This is a genomic window from Desulfitobacterium sp. THU1, assembly GCF_038181555.1.
GTDB lineage: Bacteria > Bacillota > Desulfitobacteriia > Desulfitobacteriales > Desulfitobacteriaceae > Desulfitobacterium.
Genome location: NZ_JBBWUA010000025.1, coordinates 30,225 through 46,920 on the forward strand (window position 1 = coordinate 30,225; position 16,696 = coordinate 46,920).

17 protein-coding genes are annotated in these 16,696 nt (G+C 44.0%); 15 read left to right on the forward strand and 2 right to left on the reverse strand.

What is annotated here, in order from left to right:
- Positions 1-23: 23 nt before the first annotated feature.
- Positions 24-779, forward strand: coding sequence for a pseudouridine synthase (locus AAC978_RS14870; RefSeq protein WP_341548851.1), 756 nt, complete (start codon positions 24-26; stop codon positions 777-779).
- Between the two features lie 53 nt (positions 780-832).
- Here the strand turns inward: AAC978_RS14870 and AAC978_RS14875 are convergent, their stop codons facing one another.
- On the reverse strand, positions 833-1,345 hold the full coding sequence (locus AAC978_RS14875; protein ID WP_341548852.1) for a hypothetical protein: 513 nt from the start codon (positions 1,343-1,345) through the stop codon (positions 833-835).
- A gap of 144 nt (positions 1,346-1,489) precedes the next feature.
- Between AAC978_RS14875 and AAC978_RS14880 the strand changes: the two genes are divergently transcribed.
- From AAC978_RS14880 to AAC978_RS14905, 6 genes are all read left to right on the forward strand, one after another.
- On the forward strand, positions 1,490-1,951 hold the full coding sequence (locus tag AAC978_RS14880) for a hypothetical protein (RefSeq protein WP_341548853.1): 462 nt from the start codon (positions 1,490-1,492) through the stop codon (positions 1,949-1,951).
- A 187-nt stretch (positions 1,952-2,138) separates the two neighbouring features.
- Positions 2,139-3,797: an L-lactate permease gene (locus tag AAC978_RS14885; protein ID WP_341548854.1), complete on the forward strand. Its 1,659-nt coding sequence runs from the start codon at positions 2,139-2,141 to the stop codon at positions 3,795-3,797.
- A 367-nt stretch (positions 3,798-4,164) separates the two neighbouring features.
- The gene (locus AAC978_RS14890) at positions 4,165-5,832 is read left to right on the forward strand and encodes an L-lactate permease (RefSeq protein WP_341548855.1); all 1,668 of its coding nucleotides are present in this window, start codon (positions 4,165-4,167) and stop codon (positions 5,830-5,832) included.
- A 129-nt stretch (positions 5,833-5,961) separates the two neighbouring features.
- A complete protein-coding gene (locus AAC978_RS14895) occupies positions 5,962-6,681 on the forward strand; it encodes a FadR/GntR family transcriptional regulator (protein ID WP_341548856.1) in 720 nt (239 codons plus the stop codon).
- A gap of 169 nt (positions 6,682-6,850) precedes the next feature.
- A complete protein-coding gene (locus AAC978_RS14900; RefSeq protein ID WP_341548857.1) occupies positions 6,851-7,582 on the forward strand; it encodes a FadR/GntR family transcriptional regulator in 732 nt (243 codons plus the stop codon).
- Between the two features lie 236 nt (positions 7,583-7,818).
- Positions 7,819-8,880, forward strand: a complete 1,062-nt coding sequence (locus AAC978_RS14905; RefSeq protein WP_341548858.1) for a 4Fe-4S binding protein — start codon at positions 7,819-7,821, stop codon at positions 8,878-8,880.
- 23 nt (positions 8,881-8,903) lie between these two features.
- On the opposite strand, the gene AAC978_RS14910 is transcribed toward AAC978_RS14905, so the two are convergent.
- Positions 8,904-9,215: a hypothetical protein gene (locus AAC978_RS14910; protein ID WP_341548859.1), complete on the reverse strand. Its 312-nt coding sequence runs from the start codon at positions 9,213-9,215 to the stop codon at positions 8,904-8,906.
- A 172-nt stretch (positions 9,216-9,387) separates the two neighbouring features.
- Here AAC978_RS14910 and AAC978_RS14915 point away from each other — a divergent pair, with 172 nt between their 5' ends.
- The 8 genes from AAC978_RS14915 to AAC978_RS14950 all read left to right on the forward strand — a co-directional run.
- The gene (locus AAC978_RS14915; protein ID WP_341548860.1) at positions 9,388-10,644 is read left to right on the forward strand and encodes a BaiN/RdsA family NAD(P)/FAD-dependent oxidoreductase; all 1,257 of its coding nucleotides are present in this window, start codon (positions 9,388-9,390) and stop codon (positions 10,642-10,644) included.
- Between the two features lie 58 nt (positions 10,645-10,702).
- Positions 10,703-11,272: a hypothetical protein gene (locus tag AAC978_RS14920; RefSeq protein WP_445900315.1), complete on the forward strand. Its 570-nt coding sequence runs from the start codon at positions 10,703-10,705 to the stop codon at positions 11,270-11,272.
- Positions 11,273-11,583: 311 nt separating this feature from the next.
- Positions 11,584-12,012: a HutP family protein gene (locus tag AAC978_RS14925; RefSeq protein ID WP_341548861.1), complete on the forward strand. Its 429-nt coding sequence runs from the start codon at positions 11,584-11,586 to the stop codon at positions 12,010-12,012.
- 11 nt (positions 12,013-12,023) lie between these two features.
- Positions 12,024-12,398 (forward strand): chorismate mutase, encoded by a 375-nt coding sequence (aroH, locus tag AAC978_RS14930; protein WP_445900316.1) that lies wholly within the window; start codon positions 12,024-12,026, stop codon positions 12,396-12,398.
- A 92-nt stretch (positions 12,399-12,490) separates the two neighbouring features.
- Complete coding sequence (gene aroF / locus AAC978_RS14935) at positions 12,491-13,516, forward strand: 3-deoxy-7-phosphoheptulonate synthase (RefSeq protein WP_341548863.1); 1,026 nt, start codon at positions 12,491-12,493, stop codon at positions 13,514-13,516.
- 2 nt (positions 13,517-13,518) lie between these two features.
- The gene (locus AAC978_RS14940) at positions 13,519-14,406 is read left to right on the forward strand and encodes a prephenate dehydrogenase (RefSeq protein ID WP_341548864.1); all 888 of its coding nucleotides are present in this window, start codon (positions 13,519-13,521) and stop codon (positions 14,404-14,406) included.
- Positions 14,407-14,487: 81 nt separating this feature from the next.
- A complete protein-coding gene (gene aroA / locus AAC978_RS14945; RefSeq protein WP_341548865.1) occupies positions 14,488-15,792 on the forward strand; it encodes a 3-phosphoshikimate 1-carboxyvinyltransferase in 1,305 nt (434 codons plus the stop codon).
- 583 nt (positions 15,793-16,375) lie between these two features.
- A partial coding sequence (locus AAC978_RS14950; RefSeq protein ID WP_341548866.1) for an L-lactate permease occupies positions 16,376-16,696 on the forward strand: 321 nt, incomplete at its 3' end.

Here is a 16,696-nt window from a genome sequence, read left to right on the forward strand (position 1 = left end):
TTGTGATTTTAGGAGCGGTTGGATTGAAAGATAAGAAGAAAGAACCGGGTGAACGATTGCAAAAGGTTTTAGCACAGGCAGGGCTTGCTTCGCGACGGCATGCGGAGGAGATCATCCAGCAGGGGCGGGTTCAAGTGAATGGTGAGGTCATTCGGACCTTGGGCACCAAGGTAAGTCCCGACGATCAGATAGTAGTGGATGGTAACCTGCTTAAAATGCCCCCAAAGAAATATGACTACTATCTATTACACAAACCCACCGGTTATATCACCAGCGTCACAGATCCCCAAGGGAGAAAAACGGTCATGGACCTGATGCAGGGAATTCCTCGGCGGGTATACCCTGTAGGACGCTTGGATTACGACACGTCGGGATTGCTTGTTCTAACCAACGATGGAGAACTGGCTCACCGCTTAATGCACCCCTCTTATGGGGTGGAGAAGACCTATCGGGTTGAGGTGCGTGAGCGGATTCCTAAGCAAGCGAGGCAACGACTAGAAACAGGAGTTGACTTAGAAGACGGGAAAACTGCTCCAGCCAGGGTGCGAGAAGTTGTTCAGATGGGACAAGATCTTCGCCCTTGCTATGAGATTACCATCCATGAAGGTCGGAATCGCCAAGTCAGACGGATGTTCAAAGCGATCGGGTATCCTTTGATTTCTTTAAAACGGATTCGCTTTGGTCCTCTTGGGCTTGAGGAGCAGATGGCACCGGGGAATTTTCGCTCCTTAACACCACTGGAAGTCCAGAAATTACGTCAAGAAGTAGAACTAAAATAAGGACCCCGTTAGGGGTCCATTGTGCTTGTATTTCATAGGCTAAAAGTGAAACACTAATGGGGCATATGTAAGGGGTGGTCCAGCTCCTTATTCCATTTTTCAATGTCACGTCCACCAAACTTTTGGAGGGCATTTGCTACGGAATTAACTTTTTCTTGATCAGTGGTGATTACGACGAGAAAATGGCCGGTTCTGACTTCATGCTCATAATGGCGCGCCCGTTCAGGATTTAATCCGTAGCTTAACAAAGCTTCAACTAAGCCTTGCCCATGGGGACGATGCAGAAGGTCATTGGCCAAGGGGCCTGCAACCACGCATTCCCCAAGATTCGGGATATCCATGGGAGGAGCTTGAACCAGCCAAGCGTTAAAACGGTCGAAGTTAATTTCTGCGGGAGCGAAGGCCAGCTCATTGGCAATCTCTTCGTGAAAATCTCCTTGATGGAGAGAGTTTGCCCGGACTATAACAGAAATATAGCTATTCGCTAAAGACTCGCCTTGGATTTCTTCTACGGCTTCTTTGGTTTGCTGAGGTCCCTTGAATATTGCAAGAATCGTTCTAGACATTTTTATCCCCCTTAATAATTTTTGTTAGTATATCCATTGCAAAAGACTTCATTCAGTGAAAAAGAGTGCTTAACACCAAGAAGAGAAGGAGAATCTGAAAACATTGCCGAATAAACAATCTAGAACTGAACGAGGAGATGAAAAATGAAGATTCGTATTGGGAATGAGGAACTCACCGAACATATTCGTGTTAGAATCCGCTTGGATTTTCGAGGCGAAGGGAAAAGCGGTCGTTTTATATTCGGCGGAAAGAGCAGAGAGGAGATTGCCGAGCAAGTTCGCGAGCAAGAAGTGGCCTTGTTAAGAAATGTACCCTTGCAAGGAATATTTTTAGAGGATATTGATCTAAGCCTTGATTTGTATATCGTCAATGAATCCGATGGTCGGCGTAAACGTGAGGTTGCCTATGCACCAGTTATCTTGACCTTAAGAATAGAAAATCTAGATGATCTGTTACCGCTTGTCGTCAAGCAAGAATTTCGCAAGATTGAGTTTTTGAGCCCAGAGAACTTGCAGATACATCGACTCGATGTGGAGCGACTATTCTTTCGAGTAAGTCAGCACATTCAAGAGGAAATCAAAAAAGCGGAGTTGCGTTTTCAGTGATATAAACCATGAACCCAGCCTAAAGTGCTGGGTTTATTTTTTGGTGTGCCACGTGTTATGTTGTGCCACATGGTATGTTTAGATTTTATATAGAAAGGTATGATAATTTCTCAAGAAATGCTAATAATAACCTTCGAGCATATCTCGTCAAAAGATGCATCTCTAAAAAGAAAGGTGGAATTATTTCATGCCTTGGACTCAGAATTATTCTGCATTGGGAGGAAGTATAGCCCTTACTGCTTTAGTTGTATCTATCCCTATATTTTTTCTCCTCTGGGCGCTTGCCATTAAACGAATGAAAGGGCACATTGCGGGGATGTTGACGCTTCTGATCACCATCGTTGTCGTCGTCCTCGTGTACAAAATGCCCATTTCTATCGCCCTTTCTGCAAGCCTCTATGGAATTCTCTATGGAATTTGGCCTATCTCCTGGATCGTTGTAACGTCGGTGTTCTTATACAATTTAACTGTTGAGGCGGGCCAATTTGAAGTCATTAAAGGTTCTATTTCCTCCATATCTAATGATCGAAGGATTCAAGCTTTATTGGTGGCCTTTTGCTTCGGAGCATTTTTAGAAGGAGCAGCGGGATTCGGTGCTCCGGTGGCGATCACAGCTTCCATTCTCATCGGTTTGGGATTTAATCCAGTTTATGCTGCTGGAATTTGCTTAATTGCCAATACGGCACCGGTTGCTTTCGGAGCCATTGGGGCACCGGTCATTGCAGCAGGTGCGGTCACTGGCATGGGAGATTTTATTATTTCCCAAGCTATTGGACGCCAACTTCCTTTCTTGTCAATCATCATTCCTTTGTATCTGGTGATCTTAATGTCAGGATGGAAAGGAGCTATGGAGGTTCTCCCGGCAGCTTTGGTTGCAGGTTTAACCTTTGCAGTGGCCCAGTGGTGGTCGTCGAACTATCTGGGAGCTTATTTGCCGGATATCATATCATCTTTGTTCTCATTAATTGTTTTGACTTTCTTCCTGCGCGCCTGGAAACCGAAAAATATTTGGCGCTTTCCTCATGAAAAAGGAAATGAGCAAAAGGTTGTTCAGCAGAAGTTCACTGCCGGACAGGTTATCAAAGCCTGGTCTCCCTTTGCTATTCTTACCGTCATAGTTGCAATCTGGGGAACACCTGCTTTCAAGACCTGGGCCACCAATGCAGGACTTGTTTTGAATATTAAGCATTGGCCAGGACTTGATGGCTTAGTGTATAAGGCAACTCCTATTGTGGCTAAGCCAACGGTCTATGCAGCAGCTTTTAAATGGGACTGGTTCTCTGCTGCTGGTACTGGCATTTTGATCGCCGCGATTATCACCATGTTTATTCTCGGGGTTAGCCCAAGTAGAGCTTTGGGAGTGTTTGTTAAGACTGTCAAGCAATTAATCTTTGCGGTTATTAATATCGCCGCGGTTCTCGGTTTTGCTTATTTAGCCAATTACTCTGGTCTATCCTATACCTTAGGTCTCCTCTTTGCCTCCACAGGGGCTTTGTTCCCCGTCTTGTCCCCTGTTTTAGGATGGGTAGCTGTGTTCCTTACTGGTTCAGACACCTCCGCCAATGCCTTGTTTGGTAAACTACAACAGGTTACAGCCGAGCAGGTGGGCGTCAACCCGGTATTAACGGTTGCAGCTAATAGCTCGGGTGGAGTTGTAGGTAAAATGATTTCTCCTCAATCTATTGCGGTAGCCGCTGCCGCTACATCTCTAGTCGGTAGGGAATCGGAGCTTTTGCGATTTACCTTCAAGCACTCGTTGATCCTGTTGGTTGCGGTATGTATTATAGTTACCCTGCAGGCTTATGTGGTTCCAGGGATGATTCCTACCATTGCGGCAGGGCCATAATTGGAATGCATAATATTACAAATATTTAAAAAAAATAAACAATAAAGCAGTAAGAAGGAAGTGGAGAACGCTTCCTTCTTACTGCTTCTAAGCATAATAGATGAATTCTTGATAATCTAAATTTCGACGTTATACGTGAACTTATTCTTATTTTCGTTTTTCTATTGCAAATGTTGCGAAATTAACATACAATTAGTTGGTGCTCGGATCATCTCGTTCAAAAACTGATCCGGCATTTTATTGGCCAATTTTATGGCCTGACCATACTACTATAAGGGGGCTAGACAGAAAATTAAAAACACTTAAAAAACTTAGAATTTAAATCAAATTAAAAAAACACACATTTTTCTGAAAGGTGGAAACTCACATGCCATGGACTCAGGATTACGCAGCACTTGGTGGTAGCCTTGGCTTAACTGCACTAGCTGTTTCTATTCCAATCGTATTTTTATTTTGGGCTTTAGCCGTAAAAGGGATGAAAGGGTATGTTGCAGGATTATCTGCCCTTGCCATTACCATTGTGGACGTAATTATAGTATATAAAATGCCAGTGACCCTCGCTCTTTCTGCTACAGCATATGGTATGCTTTATGGGCTTTGGCCTATTGCTTGGATCGTAGTGACCGCTGTGTACTTATACAATTTAACCGTAGAATCCGGACAATTCGAAATTATTAAGAGCTCTATCGCATCCATATCGAATGACCGCCGTCTCCAAGCGCTTATCGTTGCTTTCTGTTTTGGAGCTTTCCTTGAAGGTGCGGCTGGTTTTGGTGCTCCTGTTGCGATCACTGGTGCGCTGCTTATCGGTCTTGGCTTTGATCCTATTAAAGCTGCCGGACTTTGCTTGATTGCTAATACAGCTCCAGTTGCCTTCGGTGCTATCGGAGCTCCAATCATCGCTGCAGGTGCTGTTACCGGTATGGGTGACTTCGTTATTTCCCAAGCCGTTGGTCGACAACTTCCTTTCATTTCTGTTATTATTCCTCTTTACCTTGTTATTTTGATGGCTGGTTGGAAATCTGCCAAAGAAGTTATGCCTGCCATTCTCGTAACCGGGATTTCCTTCGCAGTTGCCCAATGGTGGTCTTCTAACACCCTTGGTGCATATCTACCAGACATCATCTCATCTTTGTTCTCTTTAGTATGTACTACCGTCTTCCTGAGATTTTGGAAACCTAAAAAAATCTGGCGTTTCCCTCATGAGAGAGATGTCGAAGAACCTGTTGCTAAGAAATATACAGGTGGACAAATAGCTAAGGCATGGTCTCCCTTCGTCATTCTTACTGCAATGGTTACTATTTGGGGACTTCCTGGCTTTAAGAGCTTAATCCTTGATAAACTCCATCTTGTGCTTAAGTTCAGCTGGCCAGGCCTCGATGGCATGATTTACAAAGCAGCTCCTATCGTTGCTAAACCAACGGTCTATGATGCTGTCTTTAAATGGGACTTTTTATCTGCTGGCGGTACTGCAATCTTGATCGCTGCAATTATCAGCTGTTTCGTTCTAGGAATCAAACCCGCAAAGGCTGTTAAAGTCTTCAAAGATACCCTGAAGCAATTGATTTATCCAGTCATCAATATCGCTGCAGTTCTTGGTTTTGCTTACCTAGCTAACTACTCCGGTCTTTCTTATACTTTGGGACTCTTCTTTGCTTCTACCGGAGCATTGTTCCCTGTCCTTTCCCCAGTGTTAGGGTGGTTAGGTGTATTCCTCACCGGTTCTGATACTTCCGCCAATGCCCTGTTTGGTAAACTGCAACAAGTTACTGCAGAGCAAATTGGTATGAACCCTGTCCTCACTGTCGCAGCTAACAGTTCCGGTGGTGTTGTCGGTAAGATGATCTCGCCACAATCCATCGCAGTGGCTGCTGCTGCTACCGGTTTGGTTGGGCGTGAGTCCGAACTCTTTAAATTTACGGTTAAGCACTCTTTGGCAATGCTCGTCGCTGTAATTGCGATTATCTGTCTACAAGCATATGTGGTTCCCGGAATGGTTCCAACCATCGCTGAAGCAGCTGCATTTCTTCAATAATTGAATTGTGCATATATAGTAGACAATTTTGTTCGAATGCGCTATATTTAAATTCAATAGTCTTAATAAATCATGGGAAGTAGGTATCTGCTTCCCATCTCTTTCTATAGGAATAGAAAGGAGGTTGACATGGATTTAAAGCCAATAAAAACCAAGAAAATATATGAGGAGATCATTGAACAGATACGAATACTCGTGATTAAGGGAGAACTGAAATCTGGTGATCGTTTGCCCTCCGAGCGAGATTTAGCTGTTCGTTTCAATGTGAGTCGCGCTTCCGTGCGTGAAGCACTTAGTGCCCTTGAAATGATGGGCCTCGTAGAAATTCGTAGCGGTGAAGGGACTTTTATCAAAGAGGTTAATTTGGATTCTGTGGTAACCCCGTTAGCATGGGTCTTGAGTATGGAGAAAGATATACTAATAGAATTGCTGGAAGTGCGTAAAATGCTGGAAGGGCAAACCGTAGCTTTAGCAGCGAAAAGGGCGGCTCCCGAAGATTTGCGTGAATTAGCCGATGCACTTAAGGCAATGCTAGATGATATGCAGATGGGTCGGTTGGGGGAAGAAGCTGATATGCGTTTCCACTATGCTGTAGCTCGTGCCAGTAAAAACAAAATTCTTCTCCGTCTTATGAATGCTATTTCGGATACTATGCACCAGTCCTTAAAAGCCAGTAGGGTACGACTTTATGAAGAGAATGTTTCGCCTGAAAGACTATATAAAGAACATGTGTTTATTTTAGAAGCCATAACCAAGCAAAATGATGAAGATGCCCGTCGCTATATGCTCGAGCACTTAGCTGGAGTTGAAGAGCGTTTGTTGAGATATTACTCTAGTAATGAGGTATAGAGTCATCTGATTTTTAGCTGATCCCTTTCTTATAGGCGATCAGTTTTTATTTGCCTGTTTCTGATTATATTAAGTGATTTATTTCAACTAGCAGAAATAGTTCTGTTCAATAGGGAGTTGTTCGTGATAAACTTAATTAAGAGATGGACAATTGTTAGGGGAGTTGAAATTGGAGCTTAAACCAATCAAGACACGCAAAATATATGAAGAAATAGTCGAGCAGATTAGAGAGTTAGTCGCTCGGGGAGATCTTAAGCCGGGTGATCGATTGCCCTCGGAACGGGATTTAGTAGAGCGTTTGCAAGTCAGCCGTGCTTCCATTCGTGAGGCGCTTAGCGCTTTAGAGCTGATGGGATTGCTCGAGGTACGCAGTGGTGAAGGGACATTTGTTCGAAAGCTACGGTCAGAATCGGTAGTTGCCCCCTTAGCTTGGATGCTTACAATGGAAAAGGTAACTGTCATAGAACTATTGGAAATTCGCAAGATTCTTGAGGTTCAGGCCGTAGAAATGGCCGCCGAACGCGCCGAGGCAGAGGATGTCAAAGAGCTGTCTGCAGCTTTAGATGAGTTACGAGCTGATTTAAGTTCGCCGTCTTCAGATGGATCTGCAGACCATCGCTTTCATTATGCTATTACAAGAGCAACAAAGAATAAGATAATGATTCGACTCATGGATACAATCTCTGATCTTATGAAGTATGTGCTCAAGACAAGTCGCTCTAAGTTATATGAAGGAAAGTATACCCCTGCGCTGCTTTTTCAAGAACACAAAAAAATCTATGATGCCATCGTGAAAAAGGATTCTCAAGAAGCAAAGGACTTTATGCTTGCTCATCTCACTGGAGTCGAGCAAGAAATTCTAAAAGGATTCGATGAGCACAATAATTCAGTTGTCGAGTAACAGTATTATCAACACGATAGAATATGACAACTTTAGCTAGGCCAAAAAAGAATGAGGACAGGGCATCTATGCTCTGTCCTTTCTTTTCTTTATGAAAAAGCTTATACTTATTATAAAGCCTGTCTTATTAGATGAGCTTTATAGATAGAGAGATTGATAGCTAAAGTGGAATTAAAACATTGTCTGTGATATAAAGCTTTGGATAATAGATTATGCAGCTCAAAGAGGTGTAAGCTATGTTAAACACATGTCAAATGGTGTATCACCATAAAAACTGCTTAAATACAAAAAGACCCTATGCTAAGCCTTGCCGTTTGTGTATTGATGCTTGTCCTCATCAAGCCATATCCGAATATCGAGAAATCGACGGTAAAAGATGCACAGAATGTGGAGTCTGTATGGCTGTCTGTCCTAGTGATGGCATGGTGGACCGAAATGCTGATTTACTCCACCAATACATTGAGGAAACGGATGGAGATATCATTTTAAATTGTCCAGAAGCTTCATCCTTAGGATTTGAGATATCTTGTCTAGGGATTATTGATCATGATTTGTGGCTTACTTTAATACAGTTGGCCAAGGAAAGAAAGATTACAATTCATACAGGTAAATGTGTGGAATGCCCGGATAAGAAGGCTTGCGCCTTAAGTGTCAAAATTTTCAAAGAGGTTCACGAGGATTGGCCAGATCATCCTCCGATCTTGATCAAAGTCAGCCCTGACCAGCCGGTAGGAGACGCATCTACCTCATCCAATGTAAAGCAAGCATCCCTCTCTAAAACTAAAGCAACGGAAAAAAAGGGCTGGAGAAAAAAGGGTTGGGAGAAACTCGAGAACATTTTGCCTGGGCTAACTGCCGATGAAGCATACTCCATCCCCCGGACTAGGGAATTGTTGGTTAGGCAGATGTCGGCGCGTTCACAGGACAAAATTCCCTTGCCTGCTTTACAAGTGAAGGATGCTTGTACGAGCTGCGGGGTTTGTGTGGCGATCTGTCCACAGGCTGCTCTTACGAAAAAAGAGGATGGGGATGAGCTATCTATAATCTACGAGCCATATAAATGTGTGCGCTGTCGACGTTGCGTCAACATTTGCAACCCAAAGGCTTTAGATTTTGCTAAAAAGAAATTATCTCATCGTCACTTTACGGGGAAAATACTTCTTCATAAGGGTAGCCCTAAGCATTGTGTTCGTTGTGGGAAGCAGGTATTTGATAACACTGAACCGCCCTTGTGCATTGCATGCGCTTCTTCTCATAGCGATAGTATCATTTCTCCTAAAACAGAAAAACACGGCTAAACCGTGTTTTTCTACATCTTGAATCAATTTTTATGATGATGGTGATGACCGCATCCACAGCTTGGCCCATGAACGTGAAGGGGAGATGAAGCTCCATCATGGCTTGCGGCCTTTTTCTTTACGGGTTCTCTCAGGAGTTGATCCGTTAAATGCCGAGTATGGGAAAGAGGTTGTTGTTGGATTTCTAAAGCCAACTCAACAGTTTGACGCAGTATTTCATTGCTTACCCCTAGGGCTTTAGCATCCGTAATAGCAGAGCGCAGACTGGCTAAGGCATTGGTTGCAGCAGCTGCTGAGATTTTTATCAATAATGTTGTTTTTTGATCGAGCTCCATGGTGATTCCCCCTAAATCTTAAACTAGACCTAATATAACATAAGAGCATTCCAATCTCAAAGTTTTGCAGAATTTCTGCGGCAAGGATAAGTGGGTTGTGTGGTGAGTTGATTTCTATTCGGGCGAAGGTTATGCTAAAATATGATCATTGCGATTTGTGAAAGGATGTAAAATGAGCAAAGAACGTGTAATTGTGATCGGAGCTGGGGCTGCAGGCCTCATGGCTGCCGGGCAAGCAGCTTTAGCCGGTGCTGAGGTTTTGCTATTAGAGAAAAAGGAACGTCCCGGAAGGAAAATAGCTATTTCGGGAAAGGGACGTTGCAATCTGACCAATGCTGAGAACGTCGGGGATTTTATTCAAAATTATCCCGGCAATGGCCGTTTCCTCCACGGAATTTTACGAGAATTTGATAATATTAAGCTCAGAGAATTTTTATCTTATTATGGGGTCGAAACCAAAGTTGAGCGGGGAGGAAGGGTTTTTCCTATTTCTGATGACGCTGAGCAGGTTGTTGAAGCTCTGCTAAAATATATCATGGATGCCGGTGTCGAATTGGCAACTGAGCGAACAGTGGACGAGATTCTCATAAAAGAGGGGGTCGTTCGTGGAGTTCGCTTAAATAATGGTCAGGTCATGGAAGGAAAATCTGTGATTGTCTGCGCTGGGGGAGGGTCCTATCCGGGCACCGGTTCTACTGGAGATGGGTATCGGATGGCACAAAAGGTAGGACATAAAGTAATCCAACCCCGTCCTTCCCTTGTTCCTTTAAGAACCTACGAAGATTGGGTGAAGGAAGTTCAAGGACTTTCTTTGCGGAATGTGGAAGCCAGTCTGTGGTGCGGAGGGAAAAAACAAAAATCTGAATTTGGCGAGATGCTTTTTACACATTTCGGTGTATCCGGACCGATCATTCTTACTTTAAGTAGATGGGCGGGAGAGGCCTTAGCACACGGACAGAAGGTACAGTTAACAATCAACCTTAAGCCTGCTTTATCTCCAGAACAATTAGATCAAAGGATCCAAAGAGATTTCAAAAAATATATTAATAAGCAATTCAAGAACTCTCTCGAAGAAATTCTCCCGAAGAGCTTAATTCCAGTAATTATTCAATTAGTCGAGATTGCACCAGACCGGGTGGTTAATAGTATTAACCGAGAAGAAAGGAAGCGTTTGGTACAGCTACTACAAGAACTTCCTCTCACCATCAAGGAAACCTTGCCATTAGCGGCAGCTATTGTCACCGCAGGAGGGGTGGATGTTAAAGAGATAGATCCCAAGACCATGGCCTCAAAAAAGATTCAGGGCCTTTACTGGGCTGGGGAAGTGGTGGATGTAGATGGAGTAACAGGAGGCTATAATCTTCAGGCGGCCTTTGCCATGGGTTACCGAGCGGGTCGAGCGGCAGGAAACATGCCTGACCCTAGTTAGTGCTAAAACAAGTCTTAGTTTTCCAGACGACGCATAAACTGGTTAAGAGGTGAGGTTTATGCGTCGTTTTCGATTATTTATGGGAGCAAGCAAGCGGGGAAAGACAAGTTCACGCTCATGGACTGCTCAGCCTAGGGGAGGGTATCAGAGAAAAGAACCTAATGCAGGCTTGCCTATGTTTGAAAAAATAATTATTCGAGCGGTAATTCTATCCGCTGTCCTCTTAGTAACCATGCAAATGGGGCTCGAGTTAGCGAAAAATCCCGTGGATTATTACATATCTGTGGCTCAAAATGTGGAAGCGCCGTCCTTAGAGAGTACCCCAGTGTCGAGCACGGTAACACCTAATCTTATCCAAGACATTGCCCCACAAACATCAAAGATATTACTTAAGGCTGTTCCCGCTGCGCCGGTGCGGGTGCTTCAGAATGGCAAAGTGCTAGGTAGCCTAGCCCGCGGAGAACTGGAAGTTCCTGTACATGCCGGAGTACTGCAGCTCGATGGGACCAATGTTTCGGCCATTGTCCGCGTGCAAGTAATGGATAAAGACATGGATTTGATAGAGCCACGCCTGAATCAGACCGTGATGATTGAACATAATATTCAGACCTTAAGAATTAAAAATTAAGAATTGGTGACTAACCAAAGTTTTTTGCTTGAAATTAGTACTGATGCATCATATAATGAACGTTAACATGTAATACGACATCTGGAGTAGGGCATAATTTTGTAGGACAGTTTATTGATTTAAGAGCGTCTCGGTTTAGGCTACAATTGCATAGGGAAGGATGGTAGGACGGTGAATTTGACATTAGGCACCGTGAGGTGTCTTTTCTGTTGGCTTCTTTAAGGATAGTGTCAAGAAGCCAACAGTGTAGTACTATAGTAGATGGGTTAAGCTAATTAATGGAATCCCTTCAGGGAAAGGAATGAATAATAATGGTAGCTGAAAGTAAAAAGATAGCCATGGCAGCACTACGCTTGGCCATGTCAGAAAGCCGGGAGGAAGAGGCGCATTTAAAAGAAGGCTTCAATCGGCATGGGATACACACCGTGGCAGTGGATTATGGTGGGGAATACCTCACTGCGATTAAGAAAATTATTGAGAGGAGTATTGTGGCAGCGAAGCGTGAAGGGGTTATAAAAGAGAGCCATGGAGATGAAGGAGCTGTGGCTGGGGCTACGCGCGAAGCGCTGAGTCAGATTATGCCCAAGGCCATGGGCTTAAATATCGGCGGAAAAGTAGGAATTGCTCGAAGAGATGAGCATTTATCGGTTGCCATCTTCTTTGGAGTAGGATTATTACATCTCGATGAAGTGGCGGTTGGCCTTGGCCATCGTGCAGTTGCAAAAGAAATAAAGGGATAGAGTATTAGGGGGTGACTGAATTGGCAAATGTACGTGGTCTGCGTGGTGCGATTACAGTAGAAGAAAATAATCCTGAACACATTCGAGAAGCAACTCATGAACTCATCAATGAAATAGTAAGACGAAATTCTCTTGCACCAGAAGATATCATTAGTGCAATATTTACTCTTACGCAGGATCTTGACGCAGCATTTCCGGCAACCTTTGCCCGCCAGTTAGGCTGGGACCGAGTGCCCATGATCTGTATTAACGAAATTCCAGTTCCGGGGTCACTTCCTCGATGTCTTCGAGTGCTGCTGCATATAGAGACATCTCTAACTCAGGCAGAAATCCAGCCTGTATATTTACGGGATGCAATCAATCTTCGCCAAGATTTGTTTCAATAAAAAAGTAAATTGTGTAGAATGGTAGATTTTGCTCGCATTGTAAGTGAGTAATAATAATCAGAAACGTAGGACGGTAGTGAGGAGTGTAAACAATGATTATTGTATTAAAAAGAGGAACAGCTGAAGAACAAGTTCAGGAAATCTCAGAACGTTTGAGCCAAGAGGGATTTAAGATCCACCTCTCGCAAGGAGTGGAGAAGATTATTGTGGGGGCTGTGGGGGATCGATCAAGGCTAGAATCTTTGGATCTAGAAGCATTACCCTGGGTAGAGAAGGTGGTACCAATACTTGCACCATATAAGCTAGTAAGTCGTGAATTCCAGAAGGAAAACACGGTTATTAAGGTTGGGGAACATGAAATCGGCGGGAATAAAATCCATGTTATGGCTGGTCCTTGTAGTGTTGAAAGCCGATCACAAATTATCGAGACTGCTCATGCAGTTAAGGCAGCAGGGGCAACCTTTTTAAGAGGTGGAGCCTTCAAACCACGCACATCACCCTATGCCTTTCAAGGGTTGGAGGAAGAAGGGTTGAAACTCTTGGCCCTAGCTAGGGAGGAAACCGGCCTACAGGTTGTTACGGAAGTAGTCGATATTCGCGATGTGGAACTAGTTGCCCATTATGCAGATATCCTGCAAATTGGCGCTCGTAATATGCAGAATTTCATCTTACTCAAGGAGGTAGCCAAAACGAATAAACCGGTTCTCCTCAAACGTGGACCTTCGGCGACTTTGGAAGAGTGGATGATGGCCGCTGAATACATCTTGGACGGCGGCAACAATCAAGTTATATTCTGCGAACGCGGAATTCGTACTTTTGAGAACTACACAAGGAATACTTTAGATCTAAGCATGGTCCCGGCTTTGCATGCGCTATCTCATCTTCCGGTCATTGTCGACCCCAGTCATGGAACCGGACGATGGAATCTTGTTCCAGCGATGGCCAAAGCAGCGGTCGCAGCCGGTGCAGATGGCCTCATTATCGAGGTGCATCCCCATCCGGAAAAAGCCATGTCCGATGGTAAACAATCCTTGACCATCCCCAATTTTACTACCATGATGGACGAGTTGGAGAGCTTATCTACTGCACTGGGAAGACCGGTGAAGGGAGCTCGCTAATTATGGAGAACAAGCAAAGACCTGTTTTATCCAAAGGCTGGACAGGAGAAAGGAATCCTCGTGCTTGCATTATCGGCTTAGGGCTTATTGGCGGTTCCTGGGCGGGGGCTTTGTCTGGTCAAGGCTGGTCTGTATCTGCAGTTGACTGCAATGAAGATAGCTTGGCATCAGCAAAATCGCGGGGATGGATCCGCGAAGGTTGGCAGGTAATTCCTGAAGCCCTGGATGTGGATCTAGTCATTCTTGCCACTCCCATAGCGCTACTCACCGAGTTGTTGAACCAAATTAAGGGACGGATTCCTGTGGGTTCCCTAATCACGGATGTCGGTAGTATTAAAAAGGAAATATGTCAAACTACAGAAAACCTAGAATCTGTTTACTTTATTGGCGGTCATCCGATGGCGGGATCAGAACAGCGTGGATTTGAAGCCTCTAATCCCAATTTGTTTGAGGGTTATCCCTATGTTCTTACCCCCCACCCTTTATGCCCACAGGAAATGATCGTGAGCTTTTCGGAATTGCTGGATAGCCTGGGGGCAAGGGTAATCTATCGGGAATATGAGGAACATGATCATCAGGTAGCCTTAGTTAGCCATGTGCCCCATTTATTATCTCTTGCTTTGGCCCTAGCTGCTGCAGAGGGCTTTCCCGAAGGAAAACCTTTAGAATTAGCTGGTCGGAGCTTCCGAGAGATAACCCGTCTGGTGGATAGTTCTCCGGAGATGTGGAGGGACATCATCCTTCGCAATTCCTCAGCGATTCTATATGCTTTGGATATTTGGGAAGATAAACTAAGAGAGATTCGTGGGGCCATTGAACGAACTGATGAGGAAGAAATTATTAAAGTGTTTGAACGGGCTCAATCAGCCAGGGGTCGTGTGCTCAAGTGATTCTTGGCTGTCGATGAAGTTTACAGATGAAGTTGAGGGATATTGCGGCTGGTAGTTAGCGGATAAACCGGAGGTAGCAAAATGTATAATAACGATGTATTAAAAGGAATACGAATTAATCCTGTGCAGAAAGTACAAGGTGAAATTCAAGTTCCGGGGGATAAGTCAATATCCCATAGGGCTGCGTTATTTGGCGGGATGGCCAAAGGTGAAACCCATATTACAAATTTTTTGCCTGGTCAAGATTGCTTAAGCACGCTGGAATGCTTGCAAAGGCTGGGAGTGGAATGGGAACGAAGAGATACTGAGGTCTGGATTAGAGGAGAAGGCTTTGAGCAGTGGCAGGAGCCCCAAGATATTTTAGATGTAGGGAATTCTGGGACCACAATGCGCCTCTTCTTAGGCGTATTAGCAGGCTGCCCATTTAGTGTCACGTTAACGGGAGATTCATCCATACGTTCCAGACCTATGGGCCGAGTTACCCTTCCTTTACAGGAGATGGGTGCTCGAATTCTGGGTCGCCAAGCTGGGAAATATGCTCCCTTGACGATTCAGGGTGACTCTTTGCAGGGCATTGATTTTCATTCCCCAGTAGCCTCCGCTCAGGTGAAATCCGCCATTCTTCTGGCGGGACTAAAAGCACGAGGAGAAACTACGGTTACTGAGCCCTTTCTTTCCCGGGACCATACGGAAAGGATGCTGCGGGGATTTGGAGTCCCTGTCATCAGTGAAGCAAATACAGCGAAGATCGAGGGTGGAGCCAAATTATCTAGCCAAGAGGTATCGGTACCCGGAGATATTTCTTCGGCGGCTTTCTTTCTAGTTTTAGGTAGCTTAGCCTCAAAGGGAGAACTCCTTATCCGTAATGTAGGAATGAATACAACACGAACAGGCATCCTCGATGCCCTTTGGCAGATGGGTGCTGATATTCAAGTGGAAAATGAAAAGGAAGAGTGTGGAGAACCTCGTGCCAATTTACGGGTACGACCTGCCCAACTTCATGGAATTGACATCGGAGGCGAGATGATTCCACGACTGATTGACGAGGTTCCTATCTTGGCAGTCGCTGCTAGTATGGCAAAAGGTGTAACCACTATCCGCGATGCAGCAGAGCTTAGGGTTAAAGAGACCGATCGAATCCAAACAGTTGTCCAAGGCTTAAGATCTCTGGGGGCCGAAATTCAGGAGCTTTCGGATGGGATGCAGATTACAGGTATCTCCCAATTGCGGGGCGGTTATGCATCTAGCCATGGAGATCACCGCTTAGCAATGGCCTGGGCTGTGGCCGGGTTGCTATCTAAAGAAGGGGTAAGCCTAACTGGGATCGAAGCCGCAGCTGTTTCTTTCCCAGATTTCCTAAGCTTAATCGATAGAATTACTAACTAAAGAAATTAGAAATTTCGAATCCAAAATAATTCTATTACTTATGAGAACTACCTTGATTTCTAAGGGTCGTTCTCTTTTTTTTATTGTCACTTATGCCAGTCTAAAAATATTGTCGTAATATTCCGCATATAGACAAGATAGAAAATAATTTAGAAAAATTAAACTAGTGAGAAGGATTTGTCATTAATCCGTCGAATTACTTTGGTCAGTGTCTTAAAATTATTAGACTTAGTAGGCAATTCTGTAAATTCTTTGCGTAGTAATTATATAAATCCTTAAATCAATAAAACGACGCAATTATGTTAAGAGTTAAAATTTTTAGAAATTATTTATTTCACGAAGAAGGGATAGCAAAGTAACCGTCGAATAACATGATAAGAGAAAACGTAAAATTCAGATTATTGGAAGAAAACCGATACTTCTGAAACTTGAGAGGGGGGATGCTATAGGATAGATGCAGACAGAGTTGATACCTAATTACTAAACCCTAAGTCCTAATTTATATTATTTTTCCAAAGCCCCTTGTCTTACGACAATACTAACTTAGCTAGAAGAGGGGAAAAAAAGGAGGCGTAAATAATTAATGGAGTATTTTCAAAATTATAACCCGACGGGTAATATCTGGCTTTCAACCTTTTTAGCAGCTCTACCGATTATTGTTTTACTTTATTTACTCGCTTTACATCCGCATACGGATAAGCATGGGACAAAACACCTTGGAATCTTTGCTCCCTATGCGGCAATTACCGCTGCTGTTGTTGCTATTCTTGTAGCTATCTTTGTTATGAATATGCCTGTTCCTGCTACCTTAGCTGCTTTTGGTTATGGTGCAATGAGTGGATTGTTCCCCATCGGATGGATTATCTTCGCCGCAATTTTCCTTTATAATACTACCTTAATTACC

Coding starts and splice junctions, on each gene's coding strand:
- AAC978_RS14875 (WP_341548852.1), bottom strand. CDS start 1,345: ATGTCTAGAACGATTCTTGCAATATTCAAGGGACCTCAGCAAACCAAA.
- AAC978_RS14880 (WP_341548853.1), top strand. CDS start 1,490: ATGAAGATTCGTATTGGGAATGAGGAACTCACCGAACATATTCGTGTT.
- AAC978_RS14885 (WP_341548854.1), top strand. CDS start 2,139: ATGCCTTGGACTCAGAATTATTCTGCATTGGGAGGAAGTATAGCCCTT.
- AAC978_RS14890 (WP_341548855.1), top strand. CDS start 4,165: ATGCCATGGACTCAGGATTACGCAGCACTTGGTGGTAGCCTTGGCTTA.
- AAC978_RS14895 (WP_341548856.1), top strand. CDS start 5,962: ATGGATTTAAAGCCAATAAAAACCAAGAAAATATATGAGGAGATCATT.
- AAC978_RS14905 (WP_341548858.1), top strand. CDS start 7,819: ATGTTAAACACATGTCAAATGGTGTATCACCATAAAAACTGCTTAAAT.
- AAC978_RS14910 (WP_341548859.1), bottom strand. CDS start 9,215: ATGGAGCTCGATCAAAAAACAACATTATTGATAAAAATCTCAGCAGCT.
- AAC978_RS14915 (WP_341548860.1), top strand. CDS start 9,388: ATGAGCAAAGAACGTGTAATTGTGATCGGAGCTGGGGCTGCAGGCCTC.
- AAC978_RS14920 (WP_445900315.1), top strand. CDS start 10,703: ATGCGTCGTTTTCGATTATTTATGGGAGCAAGCAAGCGGGGAAAGACA.
- AAC978_RS14925 (WP_341548861.1), top strand. CDS start 11,584: ATGGTAGCTGAAAGTAAAAAGATAGCCATGGCAGCACTACGCTTGGCC.
- aroF (WP_341548863.1), top strand. CDS start 12,491: ATGATTATTGTATTAAAAAGAGGAACAGCTGAAGAACAAGTTCAGGAA.
- AAC978_RS14940 (WP_341548864.1), top strand. CDS start 13,519: ATGGAGAACAAGCAAAGACCTGTTTTATCCAAAGGCTGGACAGGAGAA.
- aroA (WP_341548865.1), top strand. CDS start 14,488: ATGTATAATAACGATGTATTAAAAGGAATACGAATTAATCCTGTGCAG.